This window comes from Nonomuraea cypriaca (assembly GCF_015645445.1).
Classification (GTDB): domain Bacteria; phylum Actinomycetota; class Actinomycetes; order Streptosporangiales; family Streptosporangiaceae; genus Nonomuraea; species Nonomuraea cypriaca.
This window is the reverse complement of sequence record NZ_JADOGI010000001.1, coordinates 1-15,145: the sequence shown is the minus strand read 5'-3', so window position 1 is coordinate 15,145 and position 15,145 is coordinate 1. Positions and strand designations below refer to the sequence as shown.

The following is a 15,145-nucleotide window of genomic DNA, read 5'->3' as shown; positions in this document are numbered from 1 at the left end:
TGGGTGGTCCCTCTCAGGCCGCGGGAGAGGAGTCCAGGCCATGAACGTTTCCGTGCGCGGCGACACCGTGTACGGACAGCCCTTCGTCCCGGGTTTCCCTCCCATGACACCTCCCAGTGATCCGCCCAGTGATTTCTAATTGACTTAGCCTAAGCCGTAGACAAAGTAACCCCCGAGGACGGAACATCGCAACTGTCGATGTTCGAGGAGGTCAAGATGAACCGCCGATGGCCCGCCGCCGCCTTAACGATGGTGATCAGTGCCGCGACCCTGGTGGCGACGGCCCAACCCGCGGCCGCCGCTCTCGGCACCGCCGACTTCCTCAAGGTCAGCGGATCCGTACTGAAGAAGGACTCCGGCGCGGGAGCGACGATCAACCTGCGGGGCACCAACCTCGGCGGGTGGCTCACGCAGGAGGACTGGATGTCACCTCTTGGGGAGTTCGCGCTCGACAGGACCGGCTGGACGGCCACCGCCTCGGCGGGCGACGCCGCGCTCGCCCTCGACGGCGACGACGCCACCCGCTGGACCACGAGCGTCCCCATGAACGGCGGCGAGTGGCTGCGGCTGGACCTGGGCGCCATGTCGCGCTTCGACCGGGTCGCCGTCAACCACACCGAGTTCGCGGGGGACTTCCCCCGCGGCTTCAAGGTCGACGTCTCCACCGACGACTCGGCGTGGACGACCGTGTTCACCGGCGCGGGGAGCGGCACCGGAACGGTCACGACCGCCGGCTTCAGCCCGGTGACCGCCCGGTACGTCCGCGTCAGGCAGACCGGCAGCGCCGCCGGAGTCTGGTGGTCGGTCGGCGAGGTCAACGTGTTCAACGGCGCGGGGTCGTTCGATCGCACGCAGTGGACGGCGTCGGCGCCGGGCGGCACGGCCTCCGCCGTCATCGACGGCGACCTCGGCACCCGATGGACCACCGGCGCCGGTCAGGTGCCCGGCCAGTGGGTCCAGCTCGACCTGGGCGCGCGGATGACGATCAACAACGTCTCACTCGACACGGACAGGCATGTGGACGAGACCTCGAACTCCCCGAACGACTATCCCCGCGGCTACACCGTCCAGTTGTCCGACGACGGATCGGCGTGGACGCAGGTGGCCGCCGGCGCGGGGACGTACAAGGCCACGAACATCAGCTTCCCGGCCGCGAGCGGCCGCAACGCCGCCACCCGCTGGAACACCGGCGCGGCCCAGACCCCGGGCCAGTGGTACCAGATCGACCTCGGCACCCCGCGGACGATCGCCCAGGTGACCGTGCAGACGCCGGCGACCGCCGACCAGGACTACCCGCGCGGCTTCCGGCTGGAGCTCTCCACCGATGGCGGCACCTGGACGACGGCCGCCACCGGAATCGGCTTCGGCTGGAAGCGGCCGATCGCCGTCACCCCGCAGACCGCCCGATTCGTGAGAATCACCCAGACGGGCACCGCCGTCCAGTGGTGGTCCATCGACGAGGTGACGATGTACTCCTCGTACTGACTACTTGGCTGACTACTTGGCCGCCGACAGGATCCCGTCGACCTGCTCAAGCAGCTGGTCGACGTCATCCGCCTGGTACATCAGGTCGACGAGCACGTGCCGCACGTCGGTCTCGTCCTGGACCCGCTTGATGACCTTCGCGACGTCGTCAACGACGGACTCGCTGCGTACCGTGGGGTAGATGCGCAGGATCACGTCCAGCGATCCGGGGTCCCGCCCGGCCTCGGCGGCCATGCCCCGGATCGCGGCCAGCGGCTGGTTCACCGCGGCGTCGAGGTCGGTCATCGCCGGCAGGACGACCGCGGGCAGCCATCCGTCGGCACGACGGGCCACCCGCCGCATGGCGGCGGGTGCGAACCCGGCGAGGTAGACGGGGGGCCGCCGGACGGGCTTCAACGCGGAGTGGGTGGCGGGCACCTGCCAGTGCTTCCCGTGGTATTCGGCGGGGTCGGCGGTCCACAGCTGGTCGAGCGCGTCGAGGGTCTCGTCGAACCGCGCCCCGCGCTCGTTCATCGGCACTCCCACGGCCTCGAACTCCTCGGGCGACCACCCGGCCCCGAGCCCGGGGACGAGCCTGCCGCCGCTGAGCACGTCGAGCGTGGTGAGGGTCCGGGCGAGGACCGCGGGCGGATACCACGGCGTGTTCAGGATGTTGCTGCCGATCGTCACCCGTTCGGTCGCGGTGGCGGCCACGGCCAGCAGGACGAACGGATCGAGGATGGCACGGAACTCCTCGGGGAACGTGTCACCGCCGCTGTAGCCGACCTTGGGGTCGACCGGGGACAGCAGCCGGTCGATCACCCACAGGCTGTCGGCTCCCAGCCTTTCCGCCTCACGGGCGTACCTCGCGACCTGGGGGGCCTGCCAGGCGACCGCTCCGGTCTGCGGCAGCGTGAATCCGATCTTCATCATGCTCCTTCACGGTCGCTCAGCTAGGCTATTTACTTCTAAAATCGAAGCGACATGGATAAAGCTAGCATATTCAGAGCGTCAGCTGATCGATGGTGATCGGCAGGGAGCGCATGCGCCGGCCCGTGGCGTGGTGGACGGCGTTGGCGATGGCCGCCGCCACCCCGACCAGGCCGACCTCGCCGACTCCCTTGGTGCCGATCGCAGTGGCCCGGTCGGGCCCGCCGACGAAGATCACGTCCATGTCGGGGATGTCGGCGTTGACGGGTACCAGGTAGTCGCCGAACGTCGCGTTGGCGATGCGGCCGGTCTCCTTGTCGGAGATGGTGTCTTCGAACATCGCCTGGCCGATGCCGCCGACCGTGCCGCCGACGATCTGGCTGGTGGCCGTCTTCTCGTTGAGTATGCGGCCGCCGTCGATCGCCGAGACCACCCGGGTCACCCGCAGCAGCCCCAGATCGGGGTCGATGCGGACCTCGACGAACTTGGCTCCGAACGCGCCAGCGACGGCCATTCCCAGCTCCTCGGCCTGGGGTGGGGTGCTCCGGCCGTCGGCGCCCAGCTCCTCCAGACCGTGCCTGGCCAGGATGTCGGTGTAGGACTCGCCCTGATCGGGCGCGCCGGTGCGGTGGATGCGCCCTCCGCTGACCGTGACGTCGTCGAGTCCGGCCCCGCGCAGCGGTGAGTCCGGGTCGTCGCGGACCAGGTCGAGGAACTCGCGCAGGAGACGCCGGCAGGCGGCGTGCACGGCGTTGCCGAGCGCTCCGGTGAGACCCGACCCGCCGGCCTGCGGCGCGTACGGCATGTCGGAGTCGCCGAGGTCGAAGCGCACCCGTGAGGTGTCCAGGCCCAGGAGTTCGGCCGCCAGCTGGGTCATGACCGTGTAGGTGCCGGTGCCGATGTCGGTGGCCGCGCTGCGGACGAACGCCGACCCGTCGCGGTGCACCGAGGCGCGGGCCTGGCACGGCACCTGGTAGGCGGGATAGGCGGCGCCGGCCAGGCCGTAGCCGACCAGCCAGCGTCCTTCGCGCATGCTCCCCGGCTCGGGGGTGCGCCGCGACCAGCCGAACCGCTCGGCCCCCAGCGTGTAGCACGCCAGCAGCGCGTTGCTCGACCAGGGCAGGCCGGACAGCGGGTGCACGGCCGCGTGATTGCGCAGGCGGAAGTCGAGCGGGTCCATGCCGAGGGCGTGGGCGACCTCGTCGATGGCCGTCTCCAGGACGAAGTTGCCCTGCCCCTCCGCGGGTGCCCGCATGGACCCCGGACAGGGGATGTTCAGCCGTACCTGCCGGTCGCGGGTCCTGACGTTGGGGCAGGCGTAGGAGACGGCCGAGCAGAGGGAGACCGGTTCGTAGTCGTCGTCCTGCATCGCCACCGACGAGGTGCCGTCGTGTTCGATGGCGACGAGGTCGCCGGCGGACGTGGCCCCGATCCTGATGTGCTGGACGCTGTTCGGCCGATGGCCCACCGAGGTGAACATCTCGGGCCTGGTGAGCACGAGCTTCACCGGTCGAGCGGTCGCGCGGGCGGCCAGCACGGTCAGGATGACGTGCTGCCACACGCGCAGCCCGGCGCCGAAACCGCCGCCGACGTAGGGGGCGAGGACCCTGATGCCGCTCTCGGGGACCTTGAAGACGGCCGCGAGGGTGGTACGGACGTTGCGCGGCCACTGGGTGGAGTCGTGCACCGTGAGCGAGTCGCCGTTCCACATGGCGATCGTCGCCATCAGGCCGAGCGGGTTGTTGGTGTTGTCGGGGGTGGTGTAGGTGCCCTCGACCACGACGGCGGCGGTCGCGAACCCGGCGGCCACGTCGCCGCGCTCGGTGTCCAGGTTCCACGGGTTGGTGATGATCTCCGCCCGCGGGTCGTCGAGGTCGAGCACGGCCTTGGCGCGGTCGTACTCGACCTGGACGAGCGAGGCGGCGTGCCTGGCCTGCTCCGCGGTGGCGGCCACCACGATGGCGACGTGCTGACCGTGGTGCAGGATCCGGTCGTCCTGCAGCGGGGCCGGCGGGGACCCGCCCAGCAGGGTCATCGGCCCGCGGTCCAGCTTCGGCGCGGTCAGGTGCGTGATGACGGTCAGCACCCCCGGGGCGGCCTCGGCCTGCGCGGTGTCGATGGCGAGGATCCGCCCGGCGGCGACGGTGCTGCGTACCAGGGCGGCGTGCGTCATGCCGGGGTAGTCGAAGTCGTTGGGGTAGTGCGCCGTGCCGGTCACCTTCGCGGGGGCGTCCACGCGGTCCAGCCCCGCCCCCACGATCGGCAGCGTTTCCGTGGTCATGATGCGGCTCCCGCGGCGGTCTCCAGCGTACGGATCAGGGTGCGTCTGGCCAGCTCCACCTTGAACGCCGTGCCCGGCAGCGTCCTGGCTCCCGCCAGGGCGGCGTCCGCAGCGGCGCGGAAGGCGCCCCGGCCCGCGGGCGCCCCGCGCAGGACGTCCTCGGCGGCCCACGCCCGCCAGGGGATCGTGCCGACACCGCCCAGCGCCACCCGGGCCTGCCGGACGACGCCGTCCTCCACCTCCAGGGCCACGCCGGCCGAGGTCAGCGCGAACTCGTACGACACGCGGTCACGGACCTTCAGGTAGTGCGACCGCGCCGCTTCCGGGAGCAGCGGCACCTCGATCGCGGTGATCAGTTCGCCCCGCTGCAACACGTTCTCGATGTGCGGGGTGTCGCCCGGCGGGAGGTAGAACCCGGTCAGCGGGATGCTGCGTTGGCCTTCCACGCCCTGAACATGGACGACCGCGTCCAGAGCGGTCAGCGGGACGACGACGTCGGAGGCGTGCAGGGCGATGCAGTGGTCGCTGGTGCCCAGGATGGCGTGCATCCGGGCAGCACCGGTGATGGCGGCGCATCCGGATCCGGGCTCTCGCTTGTTGCACGCGGCGACGGTGGGGTCCCTGAAGTACCGGCACCGGGCCCGTTGCAGCAGGTTGCCGCCGATGGTGGCCAGGTTACGCAACTGGGTGGAGGCTCCGAGCAGGAGCGCCTCCCGTACGAAGGGCAGGCGCGCGGCCACGACGGGATCGGCGGCGAGTTCCTCCATCGTGGTCAGCGCGCCGACGCGGATCGCCGAGCCGGTGTGCGTGATGCCGCCCAGCGGGAGCCGGGTGATGTCGACGAGCCGGGCGGGGCCCAGCACGCCGTCCTTCATCAGGTCCAACTGCGTGGTGCCGCCCGCGAGATAGGAGGTGTCCGGGTCGGCGCTGACCAGGGCCACGGCCTGCCCGGCGTCGACAGCCCGGACGTATTCGAATGGACGCATCCCTCAGCCCTCCGCCGCCACTTCGCGGATCGCCTTCCGAATGTTCGGATAGGCGCCGCAGCGGCAGATGTTGCCGCTCATGAACTCGCAGATGTCCTCATCCGAGCCCGCCCGGCCCTCGGCCAGCAACGCCACCGCCGACATGATCTGCCCCGGCGTACAGTAGCCGCACTGGAACGCGTCGTGCCTGGCAAAGGCCGCCTGCACGGGGTGCGGCGTCCCTCCCTCGGACAACGACTCGACGGTCGTGACCTCGCGGCCCTCACACTGCGCGGCGAGCACCAGGCACGACACCACGCGTTTGCCGTCCACCAACACGGTGCACGCGCCGCAGGCGCCCTGGTCGCATCCCTTCTTCGCCCCGGTGAGCGCCAGGTGGTCGCGCAGGGCGTCCAGCAAGGTGACACGGGCGTCGAGCCGCAGTCGGTGTGGGGCGCCGTTGACGTGGAGCGTGACCTCCACGTGCGGGACCGCCTCGTCGTAGGGGTGTGCCGCGCTGTCCGTTGTGGTCATGCCGTCTCGCTTCCGAGCTCTTGGTCAGAACTCCTGCGAGTGTCGTCCGGCACACCCCCACTCGCATCCGTGACGTCCCTAGTCTCGGTCCCCGGTCACTTCACCCGGCGACGGCTGTATCCAACGGCGGATGGCATCGATCGTCGTCTCAGGAGTGGTGTTGAAACAGAACCGGATCCCGGGTGTCGTCGCGACCAGCACGTTGATCAGCCGTTCGAACAGGAGAGTGTGCTCGGACGCCGTCCGCACACCGCCTCCGATCATGGCCACCACGAAGGGTCCTTCTGACAGCCGTTCACGGACCGTCTTCTCGGCGGTGTCCGGATCGGCGCCGACCAGGCACTGAACGGCGTCGAAGCCCGCCGCCCGGACGGCCGCATGGCCCTGCTCGATCCGTGCGGCGATCGTCGCCTCGTCAAGGCCGGGATGCCGGCTGTAGTCGATCGCGCCCGGATGCAGCCCGATCGTCAGAATCTTTGTCATTTTCATCGCTCCTACCAAGGGACGGGACCGTTACTGTCGAAGAACCCCCCGGTCGGTCCGTCCGAGTCCAGTGAGGCCAGCCGGACGATCGCGTCGGTGCCCTCGGCGAGGGTGTGGATGCCGGTGTGCTGGTTCATGTCGGTGGCGGGGAAGCCCGGATCCACGGCGTTGACCTTGAAGGCGGGCAGCGCTCGGGCGTACTGCGACACGATCATGTTGAGCGCCGTTTTCGACGAGGCGTAGCCCAGGCTCAGGAAGCCGGACTCGGGGCGGGCGGGGTCGCCGGCGTGTGTCAGCGAGGCGAGAGCGCTGGACACCATGACGATGCGAGGCTGTACGGACTTCCGGAGCAACGGCAGGCACGCGTGCGTGACCCGCACCGGACCGAACACGTTGACCTCGTACAACTCCCGTAGCGTGTCGACGTCCATGTCGGCCGGATCCACCAACGGGCCGCCGACTCCGGCGTTGTTCACCAGCACATCCAGATGATCCACCCGCCCGGCCACGGCCTTCACGGCTGCGGGCACGGACTCCTCCGAGGTGACGTCGATCTCGACGAACTCGACGTCGAGCCCCTCCCCTGCCAGCGTGTCCACCGCCCGCATGCCACGTTCCCTGTCCCGGGCGGTCAGGAAGACCCGCCATCCTCTGCCGGCCAGGCGGCGTACCGTCTCCCGGCCCAGCCCTTTGTTCGCTCCGGTGACCATCGCCACCGTCCGCACGTCTGCCATGGGTCGATCGTCGGTGAACGCGTCCGGCCCCCGCCAGGACCGGTGGCGCATAGGACGTGCGGTACCACCCGACCGGCGCGACCCGTGCGACATCATGGAGGGGTGAACCGCGCTGAATTGGCCGAAGTGCTGCGGAGCGCCCGGGCGCGCGTGCGACCGCAGGACGTCGGGCTGCCGTCGGGAACGCGCCGCCAGGTGCCGGGCCTTCGGCGGGAGGAAGTGGCCATGCTCGCGGGGCTGAGCGTCGATTACGTCGTCCGGCTCGAGCAGGGGCGCGGCCCGCGGCCATCGCGCCAGGTCATCGCCGCGTTGACCCAGGCCTTGCGGCTCAACGACGACGACCGCGACCTGGCATTCCGGCTCGCCGGCCACGAGCCGCCCCAGACCGGACGCATCGCGATGGTCGTACGACCGAGCGTGCTCCGGCTCCTGGACCGCATGGCGGACCTGCCCGTGCTGGTGCTGTCGGCCAAGGGCGACGTGCTGGCCTGGAATCCCCTCGCGGCGGCACTTCAAGGCGACATGTCCGCGTGGCCGCCATCGCGACGGAACCTCATCTGGCAACGCTTCCTCGGCAGTAGCCGCTGCCAGGTCGCCGCGACCCCGGATGAGGACGACGCGGCCACGCGCGCCTCCGTCGGCACGCTGCGCGCCGCCCAGGCCCGCTATTCCGGTGATCCCGACCTGGCGCGATTGATCAACGAACTGCGTCGTGGCAGCCTGCGGTTCGACGAGCTCTGGCGGGAGGGACGTTCCGCACCCTGGCGTACCGCGACCAAGAGCATCAACCATCCCGAGCTGGGCACGTTCATGCTCGACTGCGACACCTTCGTGTTCCCGGACACCGACCAGACCGTGCTGGTGTACTCGGCCGAACCTGGCACCCCCGAAGCCACAGCACTCGACATGCTGCGGGTGGCCGGGCTCCAGCATTTCTGAGGCGCTGCGGGGTGCGTTCGCGAGGCGCGAAGCTCATGCTCGCGGGCCGAGTCCGATCGCGGGCAGAATCGCCTGGTCGACGATCGCCGCGAGGTCCTCTTCTGTGGGTGGTGTTCCGGTGTCGATCAGGCGCTTGGTGACGAGTGCCTCGCCGATGTCGGCCACGACGGGGGTGAGCAGTTCGGCAGGGAAGCGGCCCTGGTCGGCGTAGTGCTGCAGCACGGTGCGGGTGAACGTGCCACCCCGGTTGGCGAAGACCCGCTCGAAGAGCGCCTCGGACATCAGCGCGGCGCTCCTCGGGTCGGTGAGGATGGCCGCGACAGCGCGGCCCGCCGGGCTGAGGGCCCACTCGGCCATAAGGCGCAGGGCACGGATGAGGTCGCCGCGCAGGTCGTCGGCCTGGGGGGTCGGCTCCTCCACCGGGTGCTGGTGGTAGAGCGCGTCAAGGAGCACCTCGATCGGGTCCGACCAGCGGCGGTAGAGCGTGGTGCGGGGCGTGGCCGCGCGCCGGCCGATGCCGTCCATGGTCAGCCGCCCTACGCCGACCTCCACCACCTCTTCGAGCACGGCGTCGTGGATGGCCTTGATCAGCTCTTCGCCCCGACGGCGTGTCCTGGGGTTGTGGTTGCCCATGGACGCCCCCTTGATTAGCTACACGGGTGTAGTTTACCTTGAAGCATTAGCTACATTCTTGTATCTAAATTCGAGGGGACAGCCATGTCCATCGCCCCACCGGCCCCGGTTCACGGAGCCACCCCCATCGCCCAGCGCGCGCTCGCGCCCGATCTCGCGCGCGGGCTGATGCTGCTGCTCATCGCGTTGGCGCACGCGCACATGTACCTGTCAGGCCACGAGGCGGGCTTCCGCGGCTACGCTCTCGACGGCGGCGCTCTCGACCGGCTGGTCGCCGGAGTGCAGATCCTGCTGGTGGACGGGCGCGCTCTGCCCATGTTCGCCGTCCTGTTCGGCTACGGCCTGGTGCAACTCGCCAACCGGAAGCTCGCCACAGGCACGGGCTGGCCGCAGGTGCGCAGGGTGCTGCGCCGCCGGAGCCTGTGGCTGCTGGCGTTCGGGTTCTGCCACGCGCTTCTCCTGTTCTTCGGGGACATCCTCGGCGCGTACGGGCTGGTCGGGCTCGTACTCGCCGGGTTCATCCGGCGCACAGACCGGGCCGTGTTACGGGCCGCCGTCGCCGGGCTCGTGCTGCACGTCGTGGTGTTGGTCGGCTTCGGGCTGCTCACCATCTCCGCGCCCAAGGGCGACACGCCCGCCGCCATGGCCGACCCGATCGAGGCGACGGTGATGCGGCTGATCGGGTGGTCCGGGATGACGCCCACGTACTTCGCCGCCAGCGTGGTGCCGGCGTTCCTGTTCGGGATCTGGGCAGCCCGGCGCCGCGTGCTGGAGGACCCCGTGTCGCATCGGGACCTGCTCATGCGGGTCGCCGTCCTGGGCACCGGGCTGGCTGTCGTCGGAGGAGTGCCGCTGACGCTGGTCGACACCCAGATCTGGGAGCCGTCGGACATGGTGGCCGTATCGGCGTACGCGCTCCACAGCGTGACCGGCATCGCCGGCGGACTCGCCTACGCGGCCGTCATCGGGCTCGTCACCGGCCGCATGCGGCACGGGCATCCCGGCCCGGCCATCAGAGCCCTCGCCGCCTGCGGTCAGTGGTCGCTGACCTGCTACCTCCTCCAGTCGGTCGTCTTCGTGGCGGTGTTCGCGCCGTACGCGGGAGGGCTCGGCACGCGCGTCGGCGACGCCACGGCGTCCGGCATCGCCGTGGCGACCTGGCTGGCCACCGTACTGCTCGCCGCGCTGCTGGCGCCCGGCGGGCGAAGGGGACCGGCCGAGGTCGCACTACGGCGGCTGACGTACGGGCGCGGCTGAGCCCACCGCAGGCAGAAACGGGACGTTTCTGATTATTTCCGGCGACATCCCACCGGGCGACGACGAACTCTGGAGGCTGTTCAACTGCCGGGGGCGGGCAAGGCGGAGATCAGGCTGGAGCCGGGCATCAACCTGCCCTTCATCTGCCTCGACGACCTGATCAGCCCCATCATGAATCGGCTCGACCTCGGACAGAGGAAGACCCTCACGGTACGCACCCAGGCCCCCGACTCGGTCGAGTAGGCCCTGCGCGTCACTCGTTGAGTCTCATTCGACGGAGGCGGGTACGCACTCGATGAGCGAGTTGCCCCACTCCCGGGGCGGCAGCGGTGTCACCGAGCGAAGCTCCAGCCCGGCCTGCCCCGCCAGCGCGGCGAACTCGGCCTCGGTGCGTTCCCTGCCGCCGAAGTACACGAGCATGCACAGGTCCATCTGTGTCACCGCCCGCTGGTCCCGTCCCCCGCCGGACACCAGCTCGCACAGCAGGACCCGGCCGCCGGGACCGGCGGCCTCCGCGCAGCGTCGCAGGATCGCCACGGCCGCGGAGTCGTCCCAGTCGTGCACGATCGAGCTCAGCAGGTAGGTGTCGGCGCCGCGTACCGGCAGCGGCTCGAAGAAGTCCCCGGCGCGGAACTCGCCGCGGTCGGCGACACCCCCCGCCGCCAGCACCGCCCCGGCGGCCGCCGCGGACGCCGGGCGGTCCACGACGGTGCCGCGCAGGTGCGGGTGCGCGGCCAGCACACAGGACAGCAGGGTGCCGTTGCCGCCGCCGACGTCGACCACATGCCGGGAACGACCCCAGTCGAGCGCGGCGAGCCTGGTCGCGGCCCAGTCGCGTTTGCCGCCCATCATGGTGTCGTACGCGCCCGCCAGCGCGGGATCGGCGGCGAGGTCGTCCCAGAAGCCCTGCCCGTGCGTCATCGGGTAGCCCGGCTTACCGGTGCGCACCACGTCGAGCAGCGACCCGAACGCCAGGTCCGCGCGGCCGATCGGGCCGGTCAGGTCGAGCCAGTCGCGCAACCGGTCGGGGCGGCCGTCACGCAGCAACTCGGCGGCCGGGTTCAGGCCGAAGCGGCCAGGCGCGGGCTCGCTGAAGATGCCGCGCGCGACCAGGTAGCGCAGCAACCGCGTCAGCGCCGCCGCGTCGGCTCCCGCCGCGTCGGCGAGCCCGGCCGCGGACGTCGTGCCCGCCGCCATGTGGTCGGCGACCCGCAACGTCGCCGCCACCCGTACCGCCATGGGCGTCACCAGGTCGGTGGCGGCCAGCATCGTACGCATCGGGTCCATGACTCAGGACACCCAGCCCATGGCGGCGAACGTACGGGACAACACGTCGGAACGGTCGTCGTTCGCCAGCCGGATGCCGTCGCGGTCGACCACGAGGTCGCCGAATTGGTTGACCTGCCGCAGGAACGCGTTCAGCGCGGGCTCCTCGCAGGCCGCGCGCAACGACACCCCGGTACGCCGCAGGAAGGTCGCCGCGTCGATGCCCTCGGCGGTGCCCAGCGCCCTGGGCAGCCACTGCACGGTGAGCGACTCGGCCGCGGCCGGCAGGTTCACCTCGAACCGGCCTGGGTCGCTGGTGAAGTCGCGCATCCGGCCGCGTCCGTTCAGCAGGTAGCGCTGGTTGATCAGGGAGTTGGCGCCCGTGCCGAAGCCGATCCAGTCCATGCTGAGCCGGTAGTACGCCTCGTCCGCGAGGCACCGGGGCGCGCCGAAGTAGGAGACGGCGTACTCGGGATGCCCCGCCGCTTCCAGCATGTCCGCCGCGAGCCGGTACGAGCGCAGCTGATGCTCCAGCACGATCTCGGTGCCGCTGCGCTCGATCTGCTTGCGCATCACGGTGCCCTCGGTCGCCCGGTAGGAGTAGACGGAGAAGTGGTTCACCGGCAGTTCGAGCGCCTGCCTGACCGTGTCCTCGACCTCCTCCAGCGACTGGTCGGGGAAGCCGACGATCAGATCGATGTTGATGTTGTCGAACCCGGCGTCCCGCGCGGCCTCGACGCTGCTCACGGCCTGGCCGACTGAGTGCGCGCGGCCGATCCTGCGCAGCCGCCGCTCGTCGAACGACTGCACTCCCAGGCTCACCCGGTCGAACCCGAGGCCGCGCAGCAGCTTCAGCTTGCCCAGGTCGACCGACTCCGGGCTGCCCTCGATGGTCGTCTCGGCCAGCGAGGACAGGTCGAACTCCGCCGCCAGGCACGCGTGGATCCGCTCGATCTCCTGCTCGGTCAGGACGGTGGCGGTGCCGCCGCCCCAGTACATGACCTCGCCGCGGTATCCGGCCTCGCGCAGGACGGGCGCGTGCGTACGGATCTGCGTACGCATCGCGTCCAGGTAGTCGACCCGGCCCTGTGACACGGGCGTGAGCCGCAGATCGGAGATCGGCACGTCCACGACCCAGTCGCAGAAGTGGCACTTGGAGTTGCAGAACGGCACGTTGACGTAGAGCAGCAGCGGCTCGTCGAGCTTGCCGACCTTGCCGACCTTGCCGACCTTGCCGGCCGGTACGGGCAATGTGGTCATGACAGCCCTCCCGCCATGCTCAGCCCCTGCCGGGTGAGCTCCTCGATCCCGTCCATCCCGTCCGGCCCGGCCACGAACGCCTCCAGCTCCATGAACATGATCGATGTCGGCCGGGTGCCGACCGGCCCGGTCGCGCCATCGGGCAGCAGCGGGATCTTGTCCCGGTCGAACGACGACATCGACTCCACCAGGTACACCGCGCCCCAGAGCCGTTTGCGCTCGTCGGAGAACCACGCCTTGAAACGCATCCCTGGCAGCCTCGAATAGTCGTCGGCCGCCCGGTCGTGCACCCAGGCGCGCAACTCGGCGAAGTCGATGCCGGACTCCTTCAGGTCGAACGCGACGATCACCACGTACACGGCGGCTCCTTCCTCTTCACGGGATGCGGGCTTGTTCACTGGCGGCTGCGGGCCTCTTCACGGGCGGGTGCGGGCTCTTCACCGGAACGGGCGCGGGCCTCTTCACGGGCGGGTGCGGGCTCTTCACGGGAACGGGTGCGGGTCGGTGGTGCGCGCGGCGGGCAGCCGCGGCAGGTTGTCCAGCCGCCGGTACTGGTGCCCGAACGTCATCGGCAATGCCCCAGGCACCAGCACCTTCACACAGCTGAACCCGCCGGCCAGGTGCTCGGGCGTGGTCTGGTCGACGGCTACGACGTCCATCCCGGCCTCGATGACCGCATCCGCCATGACGCGCAGGTCCGCGGTGAGGTCGTCGCCGGTGAACCGGCTCGCGCCGAACCCGCTCTTCGGGCCGTCGGCACGCCCGGTGAGGAACTCCAGCCGCCCGGCGGCCCCCGGCGCCGCGTAGAGCAGCGAGTGGTCGTGCATGGTGAGGACCTGCTCGGGGTCGCGGACCATGGCCTCGGCCCGGTCCCGTTCCTCCGGGTAACGCCGGATCACGTCGGCCAGCAGCGGGCCCAGCTCGCTGAGCGCGTTCATCGTGGCCTGCTCCAGAGTGAGCGCCGAGCCTGCGGCGTGGGCGGTGGCGGGCCGGTCCGCGCGGCCCTCGGCGTCGACGGCCATGACCCACACGCTCGGGATGCCGTGCTCGGCGGTGGTGTCGAAGCACAGCACGCGGTGCCCGGTCTCGGCGGTGATCGCGGCGGCCTGCAACGCGAGCGCCGGGTCGCGGGCGAGCGCCGGGTCCAGCAGCGGGACCTCGCGCCTGGCGTGCCAGGTGAGCAGGAACGCGTCCCGCTCGACGACCTCGAGCAGGCCGTGCAGGATCGCCTCCTCCAGGCACGAGCCGAGCGCGCAGCCGTTGGACACCTCGAAGACGAACGGCTGCTCGCCGCCAGGCAGGTGCCGGGCGTAGTAGTAGACCTGGTTCTCCGGCACCAGCACGGGCTGCGCCTTGGCGAAGGAGTACCCCCAGACCCACCGGCACACGGTGTCCTCGGTGAACCGGCGGAACGCGAAGCCGGGACGGTCGTAGTTCTCCTCCGGGTGCGTGCCGAAGCTGTCGGGGTGAACGGCGTGCCCGGCGACGTCACGGTACGCGGACGTGACGACCGTGCGCCGACCGCCGGGGCTCACGCCGCCGTAGCGCTCCAACGCCTCCAGCACGGCGGTGCGCTTGCTTGCGGTGTAGCTGCGGGTACGGCCGACGCCCGGTTCGAGGCCGGTGCCCGCGCGGATCGGCAACATCGCGCTGGCCACCGTGAGGCCGCCCTGCGTCCCCGACTTCAGCGGCCGGATCATGCCGGTCCTGCCGTCCACGTAGGTTTCGAGCAGCGCGTCGAGCTCGATCTCCCGTGTCCTGGGGCTGTCGCCGAGCTTGCGCCGGGATCGCAGGTCGGGCTCCCATGGGCCGTCGGGCGGCAGGTCGCCGCACTCGGGGCAGAGGGGTTCGGGCAGGAACCGGTGCCTGGTGACCTCCAGCGTGGCCAGGTCGATCTCCAGGACGGCGTTCGCGGTGCGGGGTTCCGCGTCGCCCGCGAGCGCGGCGGTCTCGCTCGCCACCAGGGACTCGACCAGGTCTGCGGCGAGCGGGGTGAGCCACTGGCTCGGGCCGGGCGTGTGCCGGGCGCGTACGGCCTCGGCCTTGCGGGCGTCGGGCTGGACACGCGCGGCCCTGATGCGTACGCAGGCGCGGCACCCAGGCCCGTCCGGCCGTTCCAACGGCCCGACAACCACCCGCCCCAACTCGGTCCGAACCGGAAGCACCGGCCCCTCCCCGACCGCAACACTCAACTCCCCGTTATCCGGTACGCACACCATCAACACACCACCTGGACGACGAAGGGCAGGACCGCGTGCACGGCCGGGTCGTGGTCGAGGGGCACCACGAGTGGCCGGTGCCCGAGCCTGGCCAGCCGCGTGGCCAGCTCGTCCACGGCGGTGCCTGGGCGGGCGGGCGCCGGGTGGTCTCCCCGCAGCTCCGGCGGCACGGGCGGGCAC

The 15,145-nt window shown here is 70.8% G+C and carries 15 protein-coding genes; 3 read left to right on the top strand and 12 right to left on the bottom strand.

Going from position 1 to position 15,145, the window contains the following annotated elements; all coding sequences use genetic code 11:
- Positions 1–216: 216 nt before the first annotated feature.
- Positions 217–1,485: a discoidin domain-containing protein gene (locus tag ITP53_RS00075; protein ID WP_195893161.1), complete on the top strand. Its 1,269-nt coding sequence runs from the start codon at positions 217–219 to the stop codon at positions 1,483–1,485.
- Between the two features lie 12 nt (positions 1,486–1,497).
- Here the strand turns inward: ITP53_RS00075 and ITP53_RS00070 are convergent, their stop codons facing one another.
- The 6 genes from ITP53_RS00070 to ITP53_RS00045 form a co-directional block, all read right to left on the bottom strand.
- Positions 1,498–2,394 (bottom strand): TIGR03619 family F420-dependent LLM class oxidoreductase, encoded by an 897-nt coding sequence (locus tag ITP53_RS00070; protein WP_195893160.1) that lies wholly within the window; start codon positions 2,392–2,394, stop codon positions 1,498–1,500.
- A 73-nt stretch (positions 2,395–2,467) separates the two neighbouring features.
- A complete protein-coding gene (locus ITP53_RS00065) occupies positions 2,468–4,675 on the bottom strand; it encodes a xanthine dehydrogenase family protein molybdopterin-binding subunit (protein ID WP_195893159.1) in 2,208 nt (735 codons plus the stop codon).
- The gene (locus ITP53_RS00060) at positions 4,672–5,661 is read right to left on the bottom strand and encodes an FAD binding domain-containing protein (protein ID WP_195893158.1); all 990 of its coding nucleotides are present in this window, start codon (positions 5,659–5,661) and stop codon (positions 4,672–4,674) included. Before ITP53_RS00060 ends, ITP53_RS00065 begins: the two co-directional genes overlap by 4 nt.
- 3 nt (positions 5,662–5,664) lie before the next feature.
- Positions 5,665–6,174, bottom strand: coding sequence for a (2Fe-2S)-binding protein (locus ITP53_RS00055; RefSeq protein ID WP_195893157.1), 510 nt, complete (start codon positions 6,172–6,174; stop codon positions 5,665–5,667).
- Positions 6,175–6,252: 78 nt separating this feature from the next.
- Entirely contained in the window at positions 6,253–6,657 is a 405-nt protein-coding gene (locus tag ITP53_RS00050; RefSeq protein WP_195893156.1) for a hypothetical protein, read from the bottom strand.
- Positions 6,658–6,668: 11 nt separating this feature from the next.
- Entirely contained in the window at positions 6,669–7,391 is a 723-nt protein-coding gene (locus ITP53_RS00045) for an SDR family oxidoreductase (protein ID WP_195893155.1), read from the bottom strand.
- Between the two features lie 102 nt (positions 7,392–7,493).
- Here ITP53_RS00045 and ITP53_RS00040 point away from each other — a divergent pair, with 102 nt between their 5' ends.
- The gene (locus ITP53_RS00040) at positions 7,494–8,330 is read left to right on the top strand and encodes a helix-turn-helix transcriptional regulator (RefSeq protein WP_195893154.1); all 837 of its coding nucleotides are present in this window, start codon (positions 7,494–7,496) and stop codon (positions 8,328–8,330) included.
- A gap of 33 nt (positions 8,331–8,363) precedes the next feature.
- Here the strand turns inward: ITP53_RS00040 and ITP53_RS00035 are convergent, their stop codons facing one another.
- Positions 8,364–8,963: a TetR-like C-terminal domain-containing protein gene (locus ITP53_RS00035; protein ID WP_195893153.1), complete on the bottom strand. Its 600-nt coding sequence runs from the start codon at positions 8,961–8,963 to the stop codon at positions 8,364–8,366.
- Positions 8,964–9,047: 84 nt separating this feature from the next.
- Between ITP53_RS00035 and ITP53_RS00030 the strand changes: the two genes are divergently transcribed.
- Positions 9,048–10,220, top strand: a complete 1,173-nt coding sequence (locus ITP53_RS00030) for a DUF418 domain-containing protein (protein WP_195893152.1) — start codon at positions 9,048–9,050, stop codon at positions 10,218–10,220.
- Between the two features lie 267 nt (positions 10,221–10,487).
- Here the strand turns inward: ITP53_RS00030 and ITP53_RS00025 are convergent, their stop codons facing one another.
- From ITP53_RS00025 to ITP53_RS00005, 5 genes are all read right to left on the bottom strand, one after another.
- Entirely contained in the window at positions 10,488–11,507 is a 1,020-nt protein-coding gene (locus ITP53_RS00025) for a methyltransferase (RefSeq protein ID WP_195893151.1), read from the bottom strand.
- A gap of 3 nt (positions 11,508–11,510) precedes the next feature.
- On the bottom strand, positions 11,511–12,746 hold the full coding sequence (locus ITP53_RS00020) for a coproporphyrinogen-III oxidase family protein (protein ID WP_195893150.1): 1,236 nt from the start codon (positions 12,744–12,746) through the stop codon (positions 11,511–11,513).
- The gene (locus tag ITP53_RS00015; RefSeq protein WP_195893149.1) at positions 12,743–13,105 is read right to left on the bottom strand and encodes a hypothetical protein; all 363 of its coding nucleotides are present in this window, start codon (positions 13,103–13,105) and stop codon (positions 12,743–12,745) included. The genes ITP53_RS00020 and ITP53_RS00015 overlap by 4 nt, the downstream gene beginning before the upstream one ends.
- A gap of 123 nt (positions 13,106–13,228) precedes the next feature.
- Positions 13,229–14,911 carry a TOMM precursor leader peptide-binding protein gene (locus ITP53_RS00010; RefSeq protein WP_195893148.1) on the bottom strand — a complete coding sequence of 561 codons (1,683 nt, stop codon included), beginning with the start codon at positions 14,909–14,911 and terminating at the stop codon, positions 13,229–13,231.
- Positions 14,912–14,964: 53 nt separating this feature from the next.
- On the bottom strand, positions 14,965–15,145 hold a 181-nt coding region (locus tag ITP53_RS00005; RefSeq protein ID WP_195893147.1), incomplete at its 5' end, for a hypothetical protein.